This is a genomic window from Sphingomonas endophytica, from assembly GCF_001476895.1.
Classification (GTDB): domain Bacteria; phylum Pseudomonadota; class Alphaproteobacteria; order Sphingomonadales; family Sphingomonadaceae; genus Sphingomonas; species Sphingomonas endophytica_A.
On sequence record NZ_LDTB01000076.1, the window covers coordinates 1 to 17,308 of the forward strand.

14 protein-coding genes are annotated in these 17,308 nt (G+C 67.4%); 9 read left to right on the forward strand and 5 right to left on the reverse strand.

Annotated features, from left to right (window positions below; translation table 11 throughout):
- A partial coding sequence (locus NS334_RS15075) for a PAS domain-containing protein (protein WP_058756782.1) occupies positions 1 to 2,436 on the reverse strand: 2,436 nt, incomplete at its 3' end.
- 207 nt (positions 2,437 to 2,643) lie between these two features.
- On the opposite strand from NS334_RS15075, the gene NS334_RS15080 reads away from it, so the two are divergent.
- From NS334_RS15080 to NS334_RS15100, 5 genes are all read left to right on the forward strand, one after another.
- Positions 2,644 to 4,680 carry an NAD(+) synthase gene (locus tag NS334_RS15080; protein WP_058756783.1) on the forward strand — a complete coding sequence of 679 codons (2,037 nt, stop codon included), beginning with the start codon at positions 2,644 to 2,646 and terminating at the stop codon, positions 4,678 to 4,680.
- Between the two features lie 177 nt (positions 4,681 to 4,857).
- Positions 4,858 to 5,850 carry an SDR family oxidoreductase gene (locus NS334_RS15085; protein WP_058756784.1) on the forward strand — a complete coding sequence of 331 codons (993 nt, stop codon included), beginning with the start codon at positions 4,858 to 4,860 and terminating at the stop codon, positions 5,848 to 5,850.
- A 206-nt stretch (positions 5,851 to 6,056) separates the two neighbouring features.
- Entirely contained in the window at positions 6,057 to 6,584 is a 528-nt protein-coding gene (locus NS334_RS15090; RefSeq protein WP_058756785.1) for an SRPBCC family protein, read from the forward strand.
- The gene (locus NS334_RS15095; protein WP_058756786.1) at positions 6,581 to 7,756 is read left to right on the forward strand and encodes a zinc-dependent alcohol dehydrogenase; all 1,176 of its coding nucleotides are present in this window, start codon (positions 6,581 to 6,583) and stop codon (positions 7,754 to 7,756) included. Before NS334_RS15090 ends, NS334_RS15095 begins: the two co-directional genes overlap by 4 nt.
- A 144-nt stretch (positions 7,757 to 7,900) precedes the next feature.
- The gene (locus tag NS334_RS15100) at positions 7,901 to 8,686 is read left to right on the forward strand and encodes an SDR family NAD(P)-dependent oxidoreductase (protein WP_058756787.1); all 786 of its coding nucleotides are present in this window, start codon (positions 7,901 to 7,903) and stop codon (positions 8,684 to 8,686) included.
- A gap of 9 nt (positions 8,687 to 8,695) precedes the next feature.
- Here the strand turns inward: NS334_RS15100 and NS334_RS15105 are convergent, their stop codons facing one another.
- Positions 8,696 to 10,087, reverse strand: coding sequence for a helix-turn-helix domain-containing protein (locus tag NS334_RS15105; RefSeq protein WP_058756788.1), 1,392 nt, complete (start codon positions 10,085 to 10,087; stop codon positions 8,696 to 8,698).
- Positions 10,088 to 10,237: 150 nt separating this feature from the next.
- On the opposite strand from NS334_RS15105, the gene NS334_RS18725 reads away from it, so the two are divergent.
- The 3 genes from NS334_RS18725 to NS334_RS15115 all read left to right on the forward strand — a co-directional run bounded on the left by NS334_RS18725 (position 10,238) and on the right by NS334_RS15115 (position 12,364).
- Positions 10,238 to 10,396 (forward strand): hypothetical protein, encoded by a 159-nt coding sequence (locus tag NS334_RS18725; RefSeq protein WP_193753120.1) that lies wholly within the window; start codon positions 10,238 to 10,240, stop codon positions 10,394 to 10,396.
- A 29-nt stretch (positions 10,397 to 10,425) separates the two neighbouring features.
- A complete protein-coding gene (locus tag NS334_RS15110) occupies positions 10,426 to 12,015 on the forward strand; it encodes an isocitrate lyase (protein WP_058756789.1) in 1,590 nt (529 codons plus the stop codon).
- 109 nt (positions 12,016 to 12,124) lie between these two features.
- Positions 12,125 to 12,364, forward strand: coding sequence for a hypothetical protein (locus NS334_RS15115; protein ID WP_241491983.1), 240 nt, complete (start codon positions 12,125 to 12,127; stop codon positions 12,362 to 12,364).
- 76 nt (positions 12,365 to 12,440) lie between these two features.
- Here the strand turns inward: NS334_RS15115 and mdoH are convergent, their stop codons facing one another.
- The 3 genes from mdoH to NS334_RS15130 all read right to left on the reverse strand — a co-directional run bounded on the left by mdoH (position 12,441) and on the right by NS334_RS15130 (position 16,600).
- The gene (gene mdoH / locus NS334_RS15120) at positions 12,441 to 14,243 is read right to left on the reverse strand and encodes a glucans biosynthesis glucosyltransferase MdoH (protein ID WP_058756790.1); all 1,803 of its coding nucleotides are present in this window, start codon (positions 14,241 to 14,243) and stop codon (positions 12,441 to 12,443) included.
- A complete protein-coding gene (locus tag NS334_RS15125) occupies positions 14,240 to 15,730 on the reverse strand; it encodes a glucan biosynthesis protein (RefSeq protein WP_058756791.1) in 1,491 nt (496 codons plus the stop codon). Before NS334_RS15125 ends, mdoH begins: the two co-directional genes overlap by 4 nt.
- 75 nt (positions 15,731 to 15,805) lie before the next feature.
- The gene (locus tag NS334_RS15130) at positions 15,806 to 16,600 is read right to left on the reverse strand and encodes a thymidylate synthase (protein WP_083500523.1); all 795 of its coding nucleotides are present in this window, start codon (positions 16,598 to 16,600) and stop codon (positions 15,806 to 15,808) included.
- A 197-nt stretch (positions 16,601 to 16,797) separates the two neighbouring features.
- Here NS334_RS15130 and NS334_RS15135 point away from each other — a divergent pair, with 197 nt between their 5' ends.
- Positions 16,798 to 17,307 carry a hypothetical protein gene (locus NS334_RS15135; RefSeq protein ID WP_058756792.1) on the forward strand — a complete coding sequence of 170 codons (510 nt, stop codon included), beginning with the start codon at positions 16,798 to 16,800 and terminating at the stop codon, positions 17,305 to 17,307.
- Position 17,308: the final 1 nt, after the last annotated feature.

A 17,308-nucleotide genomic window follows, 5' to 3' on the forward strand; every position in this document is an offset into this window, starting at 1 on the left:
CAGCGCCTCGGCCGCGATCGCGCGCACGCGATCCTCGTCGTCCAGCACCAGCACCGTGCGCCCCGCCACGGACATCGACGGGGGGGGCTGTGCCGGCTCCGCCGCCGTCGCCGCGACGCGCGCCGCACGCGGCAGGAATACGCTGACCACCGTCCCCTGCCCCTCGACGCTTTCGATCCGTACCCCGCCGCCCGATTGCTTGGCGAAGCCATAGACCTGCGCCAGCCCCAGTCCGGAACCCTTGCCGACCTCCTTGGTGGTGAAGAACGGCTCGAACACGCGTGCCAGCACCGCCTCCGACATGCCGGTGCCGGTATCGGTCACCGCGACGCGCACGTAGTCGCCGGGCGGCGGCTCCTCGGGGGATCCCGGCGCGTCGCAGGTGACGTTGGCGGTGGAGACGGTCAGCGTGCCGCCGCCGGGCATGGCGTCGCGCGCGTTGATCGCCAGGTTGAGGATGATCAGCTCGATCTGCGTCGGATCGACCAGCGCGGGCCACACTTCCGCGTCCAGCCGCGTCGCGATCGCGATCGACCGTCCCAGGGTGCTGGCCAGCAACTCGGTCAGCCCGCCGACCGTCTCGTTCAGGTCGACCACCTTGGCCTCCAGCCGCTGACGGCGCGAGAAGGCCAGCAATTGCGAGGTCAGCGTCGCGCCCCGCTCGGCGGCGATGCGGACATGCTCCAGCCGCTGCCGGACGCGTTCGTCCTGCGCGGCCGCGGTCAGCGCATCGACATTGCCCAGCACGACCGTCAGCAGATTGTTGAAATCGTGCGCGACGCCCGACGTCAATTGCCCGATCGCCTCCAGCCGCTGCATCTGGTGCAGCGTTTCCTCGACCCGCTCGCGTTCGGCGATCTGACGCGTCAGCTCGGCGGTCCGCTCCGCCACGCGCGCCTCCAGCCGCTCGCCCGCCAGATGCGCCTCGGTGACGTCGATCGCGCAGCTGGTATAGCCCTGGAAGGTCTCACCGACGAAACGCGGGCGCGCCTCGACGTGGAACCAGCGCTCCTCGCCATTATCGGTCATCAGCGGATAGTCGCCGTCCGCTCCGGCCGCGTGGCGCAACCACCCGTCCGCCTGCAGGGCGGATGGATCGTGGAAGCCCGGCCGCAGCAGATCCTGCCAGCCCCGTTCGACGATCCGTTCGACCGGCACGCCCAGGATCGTCTCGAACCCCTTGCTGGCGAAGGACACCCGCCCGTCCGGCTCGGTCATCCACACCAGCGCCGGCAGGCTGTCGGCGATCAGGCGGAACCGCTCCTCGCTCTCGCGGCGCGCCTCCGCCTGCAACTTGCGGGCGGTCACGTCGACCAGCGTGCCGATCACGCGGACGCAGCGATCCGCCTCGAAGATGCCGCGTCCCCGTGTCAGCAACCAGCGCATGTCCGCGCCGGCGGCCGGGAGCACGCGATATTCGACGTCGAAGCGCGCGCGCACCACCGGATCGATCGTCGCCTGGAACGACGCGCTCATCGCCGGACGGTCCTCGGGATGGATCAGGGTGACGAACCCGGCCAGCGACTGCGGCGACACGTCCGCCGGCAGATTCAGCATCGTCAGCCCGCGTTGCGAACAATGGAAGCGGTCGGCGCGCATGTCATAGTCCCACGTCGCCACCTCCCCGGCCTCGGTCGCCTGTTCCAGAAAGGCGCGGCTTCGCGCCAGCGCCACCTCGGCATGATGGCGCTCGGTGCGATCGATGCCCTCGATGAAGATCGAGGTCACGACATTCCGCTCGTCGACGATCGGCTGGCAGACGAAGTCGATCCAATAATCGCGCGTGACGCCGGGGGTGCCGGTCGGCAACCTGACGGGCATGTCGGTCCCATGGAACGGCTCGCGGGTGCGCACCACCTCGTCCAGCCGGGCGATGAAGCCCTGCGCCGCGACCTCCGGCAACACCTCGGCATAGCGTCGCCCGACCAGCGGACGGTCGCCGGTCATCCGGCGATAGGTCAGGTTGGCCAGCTCGATCACATAGTCCGGGACGCGCAGGACCGCGATGAAGCCCGGCGTATGATCGAACATCTGCCGCAGCCGGCCGCGCTCGTCCGCCAGCCGTTCGACGGTCTGCATCCGCTCCGTCATGTCGGAGATGATGCCCAGCACGCCGCCCACGCTGCCGTCGTCCAGCATCACCGCCGACAGCGACAGGTCGAAATGCAGCGCGATATGCTGCCCGTCACGCTCGATGTCGAACCGGCGGTTGCTGGCCGACAGCGTCTCGGAGGTTTCGAAGACGCGGTCGACCATCGCCGCGACCTCGGTCCAGGCGCGGTGCCAGCGCACGTCGGCGGGCTGCGCCAGCGCGGCGGGATGCCGGTCGTGCAACAGCGTGGAATAGGCGTCGTTATAGAAGACCAGCCGCTCCGCGCCCCAGAACAGCACGATCTGCGCTCCCGCCGGCAACAACAGGCGCAGCGTGTCGTGCAAGGCGCGCGGCCAGTGCTCCGGCGGGCCCAGCGGCGACCGCGACCAGTCTGCGTCCCGCAGCAGCCGTCCGACCTCTCCTCCACGCGCGAACGGCGATTCGGCCCGGGACGCGGAAGAAAATGGCAAGTTCATCGACAGCCGGTCTAATACAGGCTGCGAATTTGGAACAGTTGGCAAAGCCGGAATTTCATCGGTATCCCGGCGGTCATGAACCCGGCCTTCCGCTCCATTCACCACCACGGCCTCTTGCGGGTCGCCGCCGCGACACCGCTGGCGACCGTCGGTGATCCGGCCGCGAACGCGGCGGCGACGATCGCGATCGCGCGACAGGCGGATGAGGCGGCGGTCGATCTGGTCGTCTTTCCCGAACTGAACCTCAGCAGTTACGCCATCGACGACCTGCACCTGCAATCCGCCCTGCAGCGCGCGACCCTGCAGGCGGTGGCGGCGGTCGCGGCGGCGAGCGCCGATCTGCGCCCGGTGCTGCTGGTCGGCGCCGCACTGGAGCGTGGCGGCCGGCTGTACAATTGCGCCATCGCCATCGCGCGCGGCCGCGTGCTGGGCGTGGTGCCGAAGACCTTCCTCCCCAATTATCGCGAATATTACGAGAAGCGCTGGTTCGCGAGCGGCATGGGCCTCGCCGGCCTGACGATGGCGCTGAACGGCGAAGAAGTCCCGTTCGGCGCCGACCTGATCTTCGCCGCCAGCGACCTGCCGCACTTCGTCTTCCATGCGGAAATCTGCGAGGATTACTGGGCGCCCACCCCGCCCTCGACCCACGGCGCGCTGGCGGGGGCGCTGATCTGCGCGAACCTGTCCGCCTCCAACGTCGTTATCGGCAAGTCGCGGGAGCGGATGATGCTGTCCGCCTCGCAATCCGCGCGCGCCGCCTGCGCCTATGTCTATTCCGCCGCCGGGCCGGGGGAGAGCACCACCGACCTCGCATGGGATGGTCAGGGGACGATCCACGAACTCGGCGAACTGCTGGCGCAGTCGGAACGATTCTCGCACGACCCCGGTCTGATCATCGCCGACGTGGATGCCGAACGGCTGGTGCAGGAACGGCTGCGCAACGGCACCTTCAATGACGCCGCGATCCACGCCGGTCACCCTGAAACCCGCTTCCGCCGCATCGCCTTCGCGCACCGGCCCGACTTCGCCGACGTCGGCCTCCACCGCGAGCTACGCCGCTTCCCGTTCGTACCCAACACGCCCGGCAAGCTGGACGAGGATTGCTACGAAGCCTTCAACATTCAGGTCGAGGGGATCGCCAAGCGCCTCGTCGCCGCGCGCGCGAAGCGACTGGTGATCGGCGTGTCGGGCGGGCTGGACAGCACCCATGCGCTGATCGTCGCCGCCAAGGCGCTCGACCGGCTCGACCGCCCACGCACCGACATCCTCGGCATCACCATGCCAGGCTTCGCGACCAGCGAGGGGACGAAGGGCAATGCGTGGAAGCTGATGCGCGCGCTCGGCATCACCGCCGAGGAGATCGACATCCGCCCCGCCGCGACGCGGATGCTGGAGGACATGGGCCATCCGTTCGGGCGCGGCGAGCCGGTCTATGACGTCACGTTCGAGAATGTGCAGGCGGGGCTGCGCACCGATTATCTGTTCCGCATCGCCAACCAGCGCGACGGGATCGTCGTCGGCACCGGCGACCTCAGCGAACTGGCGCTCGGCTGGTGCACCTATGGCGTCGGCGACCAGATGAGCCATTACGCCGTCAACGCGGGCGTGCCCAAGACGCTGATCCAGTTCCTGATCCGCTGGGCGATCGGCACCGATCAATATGATCGCGAAACCGACGCGGTGCTGGAAGCGATCCTGGGTCAGGAGATCAGCCCCGAACTGGTCCCCGGCGAGGAGATGCAGAGCACCGAGAGCAAGATCGGTCCATACGCGCTCAACGACTTCTTCGCGCATTACGTGATCCGCCACGGCCTCGCGCCCTCGAAGATCGCCTTCCTCGCCTGGCACGCATGGCACGACGCCAGCGCGGGCCGCTGGCCGCTCGGTTATCCGGAGACGGCCCGCACCGCCTATGATCTGGAGACGATCAGGACGTGGCTGGAACGCTTTCTCGTGCGCTTCTTCCAGACCAGCCAGTTCAAGCGGTCGGCGATCCCCAACGGGCCGAAGGTATCGGCCGGCGGCGCACTGTCCCCACGCGGCGACTGGCGCGCGCCCTCTGACGGCACGGCTGCGGCGTGGCTGGCGGAACTGGCGGTCAATGGCCCCTGACCAGCGATCTGTCCTACGGCACGCGACCGGTGATATGATCCGTTCGGCTCTTTGACATCGTCGGTCTCAACATTCGCCTTGCCCCCGCTATCGTCTCAACATTCGCAACATTCGCGTCGGCACGGACACAGCGCCGCGCTCACCCGTTCGGGCGAAAACCCTCGGGAGAACAGCGAAATGGACGACCAAGGCACCACGCGCCGCACGATCCTGGGCGGGGCGGCCGCCGCCGCCGGACTCGGCCTCGCGCCGGGCGCCGCCGCCGCGCAGACCGGCACCGCCGCCCCCGCACAGCTTCGCGACCCGCGCACCAAATACACCAGCCAGCCCTTCCCCGAACAACGCCAGCCTTGGCCCGCGCTTCAGGGCAAGATGACCCCGCGCCCCGACAGCGGCGAAACCAGCTATCGCGGCTCGGGGCGGCTCGCCGGCCGCAAGGCGCTGGTGACGGGCGGCGACAGCGGCATCGGCCGCGCCGCCGCGATCGCCTTCGCCCGCGAGGGCGCGGACGTGGCGATCAACTACTATCCCACCGAGGAACCCGACGCGCGAGAGGTCAAGGCGCTGATCGAACAGGCCGGGCGCAAGGCGGTGCTGCTCCCCGCCGACATCCGCACCGAAAAGGCGTGCACGAAGCTGGTGACGGACGCGGTGCGGCAATTGGGCGGGCTGGACCTGCTGGTCAACAACGCCGCCTATCAGCAAAGCAAGGCCGACATTTCGGAGATTACCGACGAACAGATGGTCCGCACCTTCGAGACGAACATCTTCGCCATGTTCCGCATCTGCAAGGCCGCGATCCCGTCGATGCCGGCCGGGTCGGTCATCATCAACACCGGCTCGGTCAACAGCTACGATCCCGGTGAGGAGTTGCTCGATTACGCCAGCACCAAGGGCGCGATCCTGATCTTCACCAAGGGGCTGGCCAAGCAGCTCGCGAAGAAAGGCATTCGCGTCAACATGGTCGCGCCCGGTCCGATCTGGACGCCGTTGCAGGTCGCGGGCGGCCAATTGCCGGGCACGATGGGCGAGTTCGGGCAGTACACGCCGCTCGGCCGCGCGGGCCAGCCGGCGGAACTGGCGCCGCTGTACGTCGCGCTGGCGGAGGACGGCACCAGCTTCTCCACCGGCACCGCCGTCGGTGCGCATGGCGGCAAGGGTAATCCGTAACCCCCCGCCCTTGCCGTCATTCCCGCGCAGGCGGGAATCCAGAACCTCTGACGTGCCGGCTCACGCGGAAACCTGCGCGTCTGGATCCCCGCCTGCGCGGGGATGACGGTAAGGCCAACCTGACTGACCCACATCAAGCCGCTGGTTTTTCTTCGGAACGCCCTCACCCGACCAGCCATTGACCGCGCGACAGGAAAGGAGCCGACATGGCCGATGACGCCCCTCTTGCCGCCACCAAGAACGACAAGCCGACCGGGCTCGCCGCGCGCGCGGTGACGATCAATTTGCCCGTCGACGAGGTCTATTCCCGCTTCCGCGACTTCGCTGCCTGGCCCTCCTTCATGGAGAATGTCGTCCGCATCGACGTGCTGGACGAGCGCCGCTCGCACTGGGTGGTGAAGGCGCCCATGAAGGGCAGCGTCGAATGGGACGCACGCATCACCGAGGAAGTGCCGGGAAAATCGCTCGCCTGGGAAAGCGAACCGGGTGCGGAGGTGCCCAATCGCGGCCATGTCACCTTCCGCGACGCCGGTGCGCGCGGGACGGTGGTGGTCGTAACCATCGACTATGATCCGCCCGGCGGCGTGATCGGCAAGGTGATCGCCAAGATGTTCCAGCGCGAGCCCGCCATTCAGGCGCGCCGCGACCTGCGCCGCTTCAAGCAATTGCTGGAAACCGGCGAGATCGCCACCCCGGCGATGAACGCGAAACAATTCGAGGAGATGGGGCTGTGAAAGCCATCGCCTGGCACGGCAAGCATGACGTGCGCGTCGACACCGTCGACGATCCCGGCATCGTCAATCCGCGCGACTGCATCATCAAGGTGACGTCCACCGCGATCTGCGGCTCGGACCTCCACCTGTACGACGGCTACATCCCGACAATGCAGTCGGGCGACATCCTGGGCCATGAATTTATGGGCGAGGTGGTCGAGGTCGGCGCGAAATCGACGCTGAAGAAGGGCCAGCGCGTCGTCGTTCCCTTCACCATCTCGTGCGGCAGCTGCTATCATTGCACGAAGCAGCAATTCTCCGCCTGCGACAACGGCCTGCCCGCCGACAATCAGGATATCGCGCAGGAACTCTATGGCCAGCCGATGGCCGGGCTGTTCGGCTACAGCCACATGACCGGCGGCTATGCGGGCGGGCAGGCGGAATATGTCCGCGTGCCGTTCAGCGACGTCGGCCCGATCGTCATTCCCGACGGCGTCGAGGACGAGAAGGTGCTGTTCCTGTCGGACATCCTGCCGACCGGCTGGATGGCGGCGGAGAATGCCGACATCGAACCGGGCGATACGGTCGCCGTCTGGGGCTGCGGCCCGGTCGGACTGTTCGCGATCCAGTCGGCGTTCCTGCTGGGAGCCGAGCGCGTGATCGCGATCGACCATTTCCCCAACCGCCTGAAACTGGCGGCGAAGTTCGGCGCAGAGACGATCAATTTCGAGGAAAGCGCGGTCTATGAGGCGCTGATGGTGATGACCGGCGGGATCGGCCCCGACGCGGTGATCGACAGCGTCGGGCTGGAAGCACACGGCTTCTTCGTCGACAACGTTCTCGACCAGATCAAGGTCTCGACCTTCACCGGCACCGACCGCGCGCACGCCAATCGTCAGGCGATCATCGCCTGCCGCAAGGGCGGTCGCGTGTCGATGCCGGCGGTCTATGGCGGGTTCGTCGACAAATGGCCGCTGGGCGCGTTCATGGAAAAGGGCCTGACGCTCAAGACCGGGCAAACCCACGTCCAGCGCTACCTCAAGCCGCTGCTGACCGCGATCCTCGAGGAGAAGATCGACACGACCTTCCTCATCTCGCACCGCCTGCCGCTGGAACAGGGGCCGGAGGGGTATCGCATGTTCCACGACGAGCAGAACGAGGTGACGAAGATCGTGCTGAAACCGGGGATGTAAGCGTTCTCGCCGCTCACGCACCGTTCGTCCTGAGGAGAGGCTGAGCTTGTCGAAGCCTCGTCTCGAAGGACCGATGCTTCGAGACGGCCTTTCGACAGGCTCAATGCCTCCTCAGCACGAACGGATCAGCAAAAGGATTAGGTTATGCCCAACCCCTTCGCCATCATCACCGGCGCCTCGACCGGCATCGGCTTCGAACTCGCCACGCTCGCGGCGCAGAACGGCTACGACATCCTGGTCGTCGCCGACGAACCGCTGATCGACGCCGCCGCTGCCGACTTCAAACAATTCGGCACACAGGTGCAGTCGGTCGAAGCCGATCTCTCCACGATCGAGGGCGTCGACACATTGCTCGCCGCTGCCGGAGACCGCCCGATCGACCTGCTCTGCGCTAATGCCGGCAAGGGGCTGGGCCGCGCGTTCCTAGATCAGGATGTCGCCGACTGGCGGCGCGTGGTCGACACCAACATCACCGGCACGCTCTATCTGCTCCAGAAGGTGCTGCGCCAGATGACCGAGCGGCATCAGGGCAAGGTGCTGGTCACCGGTTCGATCGCCGGGTTCATCCCGGGAAGCTTCCAGGCGGTCTACAACGGCACCAAGGCGTTCGTGGACTCCTTCACCGATGCCTTGCGCGACGAATTGAAGGATCATGAGGGGATCACCCTCACCACGCTGATGCCCGGCCCGGTCGATACCGAATTCTTCGACCGTGCCGACATGATGGACACCGATGTCGGCACCTCCGATACGAAGTCCGATCCGGCCAAGGTGGCGCAGGACGGCTGGGACGCGCTGATGGCGGGCAAGCATTCGATCGTCTCGGGCTGGAAGAACAAGCTGCAGGTCGCCGCCGCGCATATCCTGCCGCCGGAAGTGACCGCGCACCAGCACCGCAACATGGCCGAACCGGGCACCGCGAAGAAGTAGGCCCGGCGCTCAATCGCCCGCGAACGTCCATCCCGAGACGGCGCGTTCGCGGTCGTTGATCAGCAGCGCGCGGCCGCCCGGCGGCGCGGAGCGCTGCGGACAATCGGCACGGTGGCAGGCGCGACAGCCGGGCCCGACCGGCGTCGCCGGCCCGGTGAGATCCAGCCCCCGGGCAGCGGCCAGACCGCCCGCCACCTCCGCCGGCACCCCGAGTGCGAGCGCGAAGGCGCTCTCGACCCGGTTCGCCCCCGCCCCGACCGCCGCACCCGTCACCGCTGCCGCCATCGTGAACCAGCGCGTGCCGTCCTCCAGTTCCAGCACCTGCGGCACGACGCTGCCCGATCGATCGAAGGCATGGTGGATCCGCCAGAGCGGGCACCGTCCCTCGCCCGCGAGCAGCGGCGTATTGCTGGCGCCGGTGAAGCGCTTCGACGCCTGACCGGAGCGGTCGATGCGCAACAGGAAGAACGGCAACCCCCGTGCCCCGACGCGCTGCAAGGTGGTCAGCCGGTGCGCGACCTGCTCCAGCCCCGCGCCGAACCGGCGTTGCAGCACCTCCAGATCATAGCCGCTGGCCTCGCACGCGCGCATGAATCGGGCGTAGGGCATCATCACGGCGGCAGCGAAATAGCTGGCGAGGTGCCGGCGGAACAATCGCTCCGCCACCCGGTCCAGTGCGGCCCCCCGCGCGAGCGCGTCGATCTCGGTACGCGCCTCCAGCAGCCCGCATTGCACCGCCAGCGCAAAGGTCCGCGACCATGGCGCGAGCCGCTCGGCGAGTTGCAATTGCCGGGCGTGCAGGTCGAGCCGACGGAGTTGGCCGGGCAGCGCCTCGACCGGCAGGATGCGGATCGCCAGTCCGTGCCGGACGCGCAGCCGCTCCACCAGCGCCCCGTACAGGTCCGCGCCGACCAGCCGGAGTTCGTCGGCCAGCGCCTCGGCCGCGGCGTCCAGATCGGGAAAGTGGTTGCGCCAGCGCTCGATCTCGCGACGCACCGTCGCCGCCGGATCGTCCGGCAGCGGCGCGGTCGCCCCGCCACCGCCGGCGCCGCGATCGAAGGCGCGCGCGAACGCCTCCGCACCGCCGGGCGCGGCGGCCAGCCATTCCTCCACCTCGCTCCGATCGACCTCCAGATCGGCGAAAAGCGGATCCGCCAGCCGTCGACGGATCGCCTCCGCCCCGCCACCGGGCTCACCCGCCGCCAGCACGCGCGGATCGAAGTCGAACCGGTCGGCGAGCGTCACCAGCAGCCCGGCGGGGATCGCGCGCTGGTTGCGCTCGATCAGGTTCAGATAGCTGGGCGAAATCGCGAGCAGTTCGGCCATCGCCGCCTGCGTCATTCCGTGGCGACGCCGCAGCCGACGCACCGCATGTCCCGCGAACAATTTGTCCCGGCTCATCCTCGCCTTCTGTCAAGAACTTTACAGAACGACACCCTTTACCATGCCGCAACGGACGGCACGACATCAATCTTCCGTGATTTTGTGACGAAACACGCAATCGCGCTCGTACGATGACGGCATCACCCCAGCAGCGAAGGAGCCGTCATCATGCCGAACACCGAACCGCAACGCAGCCGCGCGGTCTTCTCGACCGAGGATTTCGGGCTGATGAAGGAGGCGGTCGCCCACTACGTCCGGCAGATCGCCGACGACCCGCGTTCGTCCAAATTCTCCAGCCTGTACCACCGTCTCGGCCGACTGGGCTGACCCGCACGCGCACGAAGGAAGGATCGGTCATGAGCTATCAGGACACCGTCATCGCCGCCGACCGGCTGGTGACGCGAGGCGGCCCGGCGTGGGACGGCATCCGGCCGGAAGCGGTGGCGCGGATGCGGTTGCAGAATCGCTTCCGGACCGGGCTGGACATCGCACGGCATACCGCGGCGGTGATGCGCCGCGACATGGCCGCCTATGACGCCGATCCGGCGGCCTACACCCAGTCGCTGGGCTGCTGGCACGGTTTCATCGCACAACAGAAGATCATCAGCATCCGCAAGCATTTCGGCACCACCAGGGGGCGGTACCTGTACCTGTCGGGCTGGATGGTCGCCGCGCTGCGCAGCGAATTCGGCCCGCTGCCCGACCAGTCGATGCATGAAAAGACCAGCGTCCCGGCGCTGATCGAGGAGTTGTACACCTTCCTCAAACAGGCCGACGCCCGCGAACTGGGCCTGATGTTCCGCGACATCGACAAGGCACGCGCCAGCGGCAACGAAGTGGAGGCGCAGCGGCTGATCCATGCGGTCGACCAGTATGAAAGCCACGTCGTTCCGATCATCGCCGACATCGACGCCGGTTTCGGCAATGCCGAGGCGACCTACCTGCTGGCCAGGAAGATGATCGAGGCGGGCGCCTGTGCGCTCCAGATCGAGAATCAGGTGTCCGACGAGAAGCAGTGCGGGCATCAGGACGGCAAGGTCACGGTGCCGCACGAGGACTTCCTCGCGAAGATCCGTGCGTGCCGCTACGCTTTCCTCGAACTCGGCGTCGATGACGGAATCATCGTCGCCCGGACGGACTCGCTGGGCGCGGGGCTGACCAAGCAGATCGCCTATTCGCGCGAACCCGGCGACCTGGGCGACCAGTATAACGCGTTCCTCGATGCCGAACCGGTGGAGAATGCCGGGCGCGGTGACGTGCTGATCGAACGCGACGGGCAGCTGCTGCGTCCGAAACGGCTGGCATCGAACCTGTTCCAGTTCCGCGCCGGTACCGGCGAGGATCGGTGCGTCCTCGATTGCGTCACCGCGCTGCGCAACGGCGCGGACCTGCTGTGGATCGAAACCGAGCGCCCCGACATCGCGCAGATCGCCGGGATGGTCGACCGCATCCGTGCGGAGGTGCCCGACGCGAAGCTGATCTACAACAACTCGCCCAGCTTCAACTGGACGCTCAACTTCCGCCAGCAGGCCTACGACCGCTGGGCAGCGGAAGGGCGCGACGTCGCGGGCTACGATCGCGCGCGCCTGATGGATGCGGCCTATGACGACAGCGAACTGGCGGCGGAGGCCGACGAGCGCATCCGCACGTTCCAGCGCGATGCCGCCGCGCGCGCCGGCATCTTCCACCATCTCATCACGCTGCCGACCTATCACACCGCGGCGCTCAGCACCGATCTGCTCGCCCGCGATTATTTCGGCGAACAGGGCATGCTCGGCTATGTGCGGGGCGTGCAGCGGCGCGAGATCCGCGAAGGGATCGCCTGCGTCCGGCACCAGAATATGTCGGGCAGCGACATCGGCGACGATCACAAGGACTATTTCGCCGGGGAGGCGGCACTGAAGGCGGGCGGAATCCACAACACCATGAACCAGTTCGCCGCCTGACGCTCCCGCGGCCCGGCTTCCACCCCGATCCGTCGCATTGTAATATTACTGCCGTTGCATGATGCGGCGCGGCATGAGAGTAGCCGGAGACCTTCGAGGGAGATGGACTATGAAGAAGTTTCTGATGGCGGCCGCGGTCGCCTCGCTCGCCACCGTTCCGGCGGTTGCGGCTCCGGTGAATTCGGCTGCCAGCCTGTCGGTCGCCAAGGCGGCGCGCGCGTCGGCTCCGACCGCGAAGAAGAACGAACTGGCCGGTGGCGGTCTGATCGTCGCCGCCGTCGCGGCTGCCGCGGTGATCGCGGGCATCGTCATCATCGCTGACGATGGCGACAACTCGGACAGCAACTAAGCTGTTGTGAGCCACGGAAAAGGGGGCAGCGACGCCAGCGTCGCCGCCCCCTTTTTCATGCCCGGAACGAACCGGGTCAGCCGGTGACGGAGGCCGGCGCACAATGCTCTGTCCCGGCCGGAGCATCGGTGACGAAGATGCCCCGCTTCGCCAGCCGCCGTCCCCAGCGCTCGCTGGCGGTCCATTGCACGATCAGCGGTGACAACAGCAGCCCGGCCGTGACCGGGGACAGCCAGAGCGCGGCGGTCGGCATAAGCGGCGACAGCGCCAGCAGGACGATGCCGAGCACCATGTGCCAGCGATAGCGCGGCAGGATCGCCGCCATCGCCAGACTGTCGCCCCGCCGGTTCTGCGGTTGCCACTCGGCCTTGCGCTGGCGCGTGATGCCGATCAGGTCGATCGTCTGCGTGACCGCGATCGCGGGGGCGGCCAGCGTCGACAGCGGCACGTCGATCAGGATCGAGCGCAGAATACCCCAGCCGCCGCCCAGCGACCGCCGCCGCCGCGCATCCGCCAGCGCATGGATCACCCCCAGCAGCTTCGGCCCGAACAACAGCGCCAGCGTCGTTCCCAGCACGATGCCGGACGGATCGCCGGACATCAGCCCCGCCTCCCCGCGCACCGCCTGCGCGACGCTGACCACGATCAGCAGCAGCCACAACGGCGATGCCAGATAGCCGGCCGCGCCCAGCAGCAGTTGCAGCCGGTTGACCCAATGGAAGCCGGACGCGCCGAGCAGCCCCAGATGCTGGAGATTGCCCTGCGCCCAGCGCCGGTCGCGCACGGCCGCGTCGATCAGCGTCGGCGGATATTCCTCGAACGTCTCTTCGGTCATCACCATATGGACGCGCCAGCCGCGCCGTCGCAGCAGTGCCGCCTCCACCACGTCATGGCTCATGATCGTGCCGCCGAACGGCGGTTGCCCCGGCAGTGCCGGCAATCCGCAACTCTCGGCGAAGGCACGAATGCGGATCAGCGCGTTATGCCCCCAGAAGGTCGCCTCCGCGCCCGACCACCATACCAGCCCCGCCGTGGCGGCCGGGCCGTAGATGCGGCTGGAGAATTGCATCCAGCGCTGGAACAAGGTCGTCGCGCCGATCACCTGCGGCACCGTCTGGAGCAGCGCCACCGCCGGACGCCGGTCCATGATCTGCGCCATGCCGACGATCGTGTCGCCGCCCATCAGGCTGTCGGCGTCGAGCATCAGCATATAGTCATAGGCGCCGCCATGCGCGCGCAGCCAGTCGGCGATATTGCCCGGCTTGCGCCCGATATTCTCGCTGCGCCGCCGGTAGTAGATCGCGCAGGCGCTGCGCGCCGCCAGCACCCGCCATGCCGCGACTTCCTCCGCCTCGTGTCCGGCGCCGGAATCGCTCAGGATGAAGATGTCGAACGCCCGCTCGGTGCCCGCCCGTGCCAGTGCGTCGGCCATTGTCGCCAGCCGCCCGCACACCTCGCCGATATCCTCATTGTGGACCGGCATCAGGATCGCGGTGCGGCCCTGCAACGGTTCCGACCAGCGCGGCATCGGCGTGAAGCCGGGGTGCAGCCCGGTGGCGAGCACGATGTATCCGACCACCGCATTGACGAACCCGAACGCCAGCAACGCGAACAGCGGGAAGAACACCGTCAGCAACAGCATGTCGCTGACCGCCAGACCGTCCTCCAGCACCGATTCCTTCAGCGTGGTCGACGCCGCGAGCGCCAGCGCCAGCGTGAGCAGCACCAGGATCGCGCGCCGTGCGAACAGGTCGGTGGACGATCCGATCGCCCCGTCGAACGGCTCCGGCGCGCGGCCAGGCGGCGGCGGCCCGTCGAACCGCTGCTCGGGCATGTCGATCGGCGCGGCCGCCGGCAGGCGCGGCGGCGTGTCGGTCATGCGCCGTACAGCGGCAGGAGCAACGTCTCGCTGAGCGCCGCGTCACCCCGCTTCAGGTACAGCCGCACATCGGCCGGGCCGTTGCCCTCCGGCGCGATATCGGCGGTGACACGCCAGCGATTGCGCTGCCCGACAACCGGATAGGCGGCGCTTTCCAGCACTTTGCCGCGCGTCACCCCGATGTCGGCGCGTACCCCGCTGTCGCGGGTCAACCCCGCCAGATTGTCGCCGGCGACATCCACGACCAGCTTCACCGCGCCCGCCGTCACCGGTCCGCCGGGGCGCCCGGCGCTACCGATCCACGTATCGACGACATGTGCCACATTCGCGAGACTGGGATCGTCCGATCCCCAGGTCAGCCGGTAATCGAACGCCAGCCGCTCCCCGGCCTGCACCGGCCGGGCCGGCGTCCAGAAGCACACCACATTGTCGGTCGTCTCGCCGCCGGTAGGGAAGGCGTAGAGCATCACGCGGCCGTCGCCCCACTGCCCCTTCGGCTCGATCCAGAGGTTGGCGCGGCGATCATAGAACGCCCCGTCGTCCTGATAATGGTCGAACTGGCGATCGCGCTGGAGCAGCCCGAACGCCCGCACGTCATCGGCGGCGAAGCTGTCGGTCGTCGGCTGCGCCGGATTGCGCAGCGGGCGCCAGATGCGCTCGCCACCGGCGGTCCACATCGCCAGTCCGTCGGAGTCATGGATTTCGGGACGCCAGTCGCTGGCCCCTTTCTGACTACGATCGTCGTACCAGAACATGCTGGTCGCCGGCGCGATGCCCAACCGCGCGACCGGCCGGCGCAGGAACAGCACCGACGATACGTCCTGCACCACGGCCCCCGGGTGCCGCGACACGAACCGGAACGCGCCCGTCAGGCTTTCCCCATCCAGCAGGGCGTAGATCGTATAGCCGCCCCCGCCGATCGCCTCGATCCAGAAGTGCGTGAAGGTCGGAAACTGTTCCTTCTCCAGCCCCGTATCGACCGCGATCCCGCGCGCGGACAGGCCATATTGGTCCTGCGACCCCGCCGACCGGAAATAGGACGCGCCCATATACGCCAGCCAGTCGCTCTCGCGGCCCGGCTCCATCACGCGGAACCCCGCAAAGCCCGGCGCCGGAGTGACGCCGGGCTTCGTTTCGAACAGCGCAGGCGTGTAATCGACCGGCGTCGCGCGTCCGTTCTCGACGATGTTGAGCGTCACCGGCACCGGCGCATATTTGCCGAGCGGGAACGGGCGGATGCCCCCCGCCAGCGTCCTGTCGGGGCGATAGCGGATGCCGCCGACCGCATCGTAATCGAGCGCCTCGGCCGCCTTCACCGGCTGCGGCGCGCGATACGGCTGCTTCGCCAGCGCCTGCGCCTGCTGCTGGAGCAGCACCCAGGAAAAGGGCGCGGCGACGCCGGTGCGGGGCCGGGCCTTCGCCAGTGCCGGCCATAGCGCCGCCGCGCCCGTCGCCAGCATCGCATCTCGTCGACTGAAGTTCGTCATGGCTGCGAAACCAGTTACGCGGCCGATTGTTGCAGCGCAAAAGCCACGCGATAACCCGGCGCGCTGCCGGGACGGTCAGATCGATACCGCCGCCCTGATATGCGGCTGCGCTTCATAGCCGCGCAGCACGAAATCCTCCGGCGCATAGGCGTCGATCGAGGCCGGCCGCCGCGCGATCTCCAGTCGCGGCAGCGCGGTGGGCGTCCGCGCGAGCTGCATCTCGGCCTGTTCCAGATGGTTCAGGTACAGGTGGCAATCGCCGCCAGTCCAGATGAAGTCGCCGACTTCCAGGTCGCATTGCTGCGCCAGCATGTGGGTCAGCAGCGCGTAGCTGGCGATATTGAACGGCACGCCCAGGAAGATGTCGGCCGACCGCTGATAGAGTTGCAGCGACAGTTTGCCATTGGCGACATGCGTCTGGAACAGGCAATGGCACGGCGACAGCGCCATGGCGTGCAGTTCGCCGGGGTTCCAGGCGGTCACGATCTGCCGTCGCGACGCCGGCTTCGTGCGGATTTCCTCCACCAATGCCGTGATCTGGTCGATATGCCGCCCGTCCGCCGCCACCCAGTCGCGCCATTGCTTGCCGTATACGGGGCCGAGATCGCCGTCGGCATCCGCCCATTCGTCCCAGATGCTGACCTTGCGCTCCTGCAACCAGCGCACGTTGGTATCGCCGCGCAGGAACCACAACAGCTCGACGATGATCGAGCGCAGGTGGAGCTTCTTGGTCGTCAGGACCGGAAAGCCCTGCGCCAGGTCGAAGCGCATCTGATGCCCGAAAACGCTGAGCGTCCCGGTGCCGGTCCGGTCGTCCTGCCGCGCGCCCGAATCGAGCACGCGGCGCATGAGGTCGAGATATTGCTGCACGGGCGCGGTGGTAGCGCGAAGGGAGAGCGACTGCCACCAGCGTAACGCGCCGCCAGCCACGTTACCGTTTCCCTCGGGGTGGCAGGGAATCCGGAACCGTTACCGTCCGATCATTACATACCGAATTCCTATCTGCGCAACAGGAAGGGATCATGATATAGGCCGTTGCGCCGGACAGAAAATCCAGGGCGGCGAGCATGGAAAACACTACAAGGGATGCCGTTAAACATTGGTTTCGGCGGGTTTTCTTTGCATTTCTTGGCATCGCCGCGTTCGACGCCTTAGGCATCACGCTGGAGAACGTTGCGAGGATACCGTTCGATACGACCTACAAGATCACCTGCGCAGGTGTCTGCCTCTTATTCGTCGCAAAATGCATTCAGGAATATCCGGACCAGCGATGGCCCCGCATCGCGTTTGGGCTGGCAGCGGCGATCAATATGCTACTGCTGGTCACGATACTTGCCGATGAACCCGCATCGCGGGGAGAGATCGTGCTCTTTGCCCTGCCGGACGTCGCCATCGTCATGGCTCTTCGCGCGATCTCATATCCTGTTTCCAATGAGCACGAACGCGCCGTACGACAACAATTGATCGTCGGGGCAATATTGGCGGCCTTCGTCAGCCTGCTGCTTCTCGGTACTGCCTTCATTCCCGACAGACGCCCCGATCGATCGACGACGCACGTAACGCTGCCTCGAAATTAAA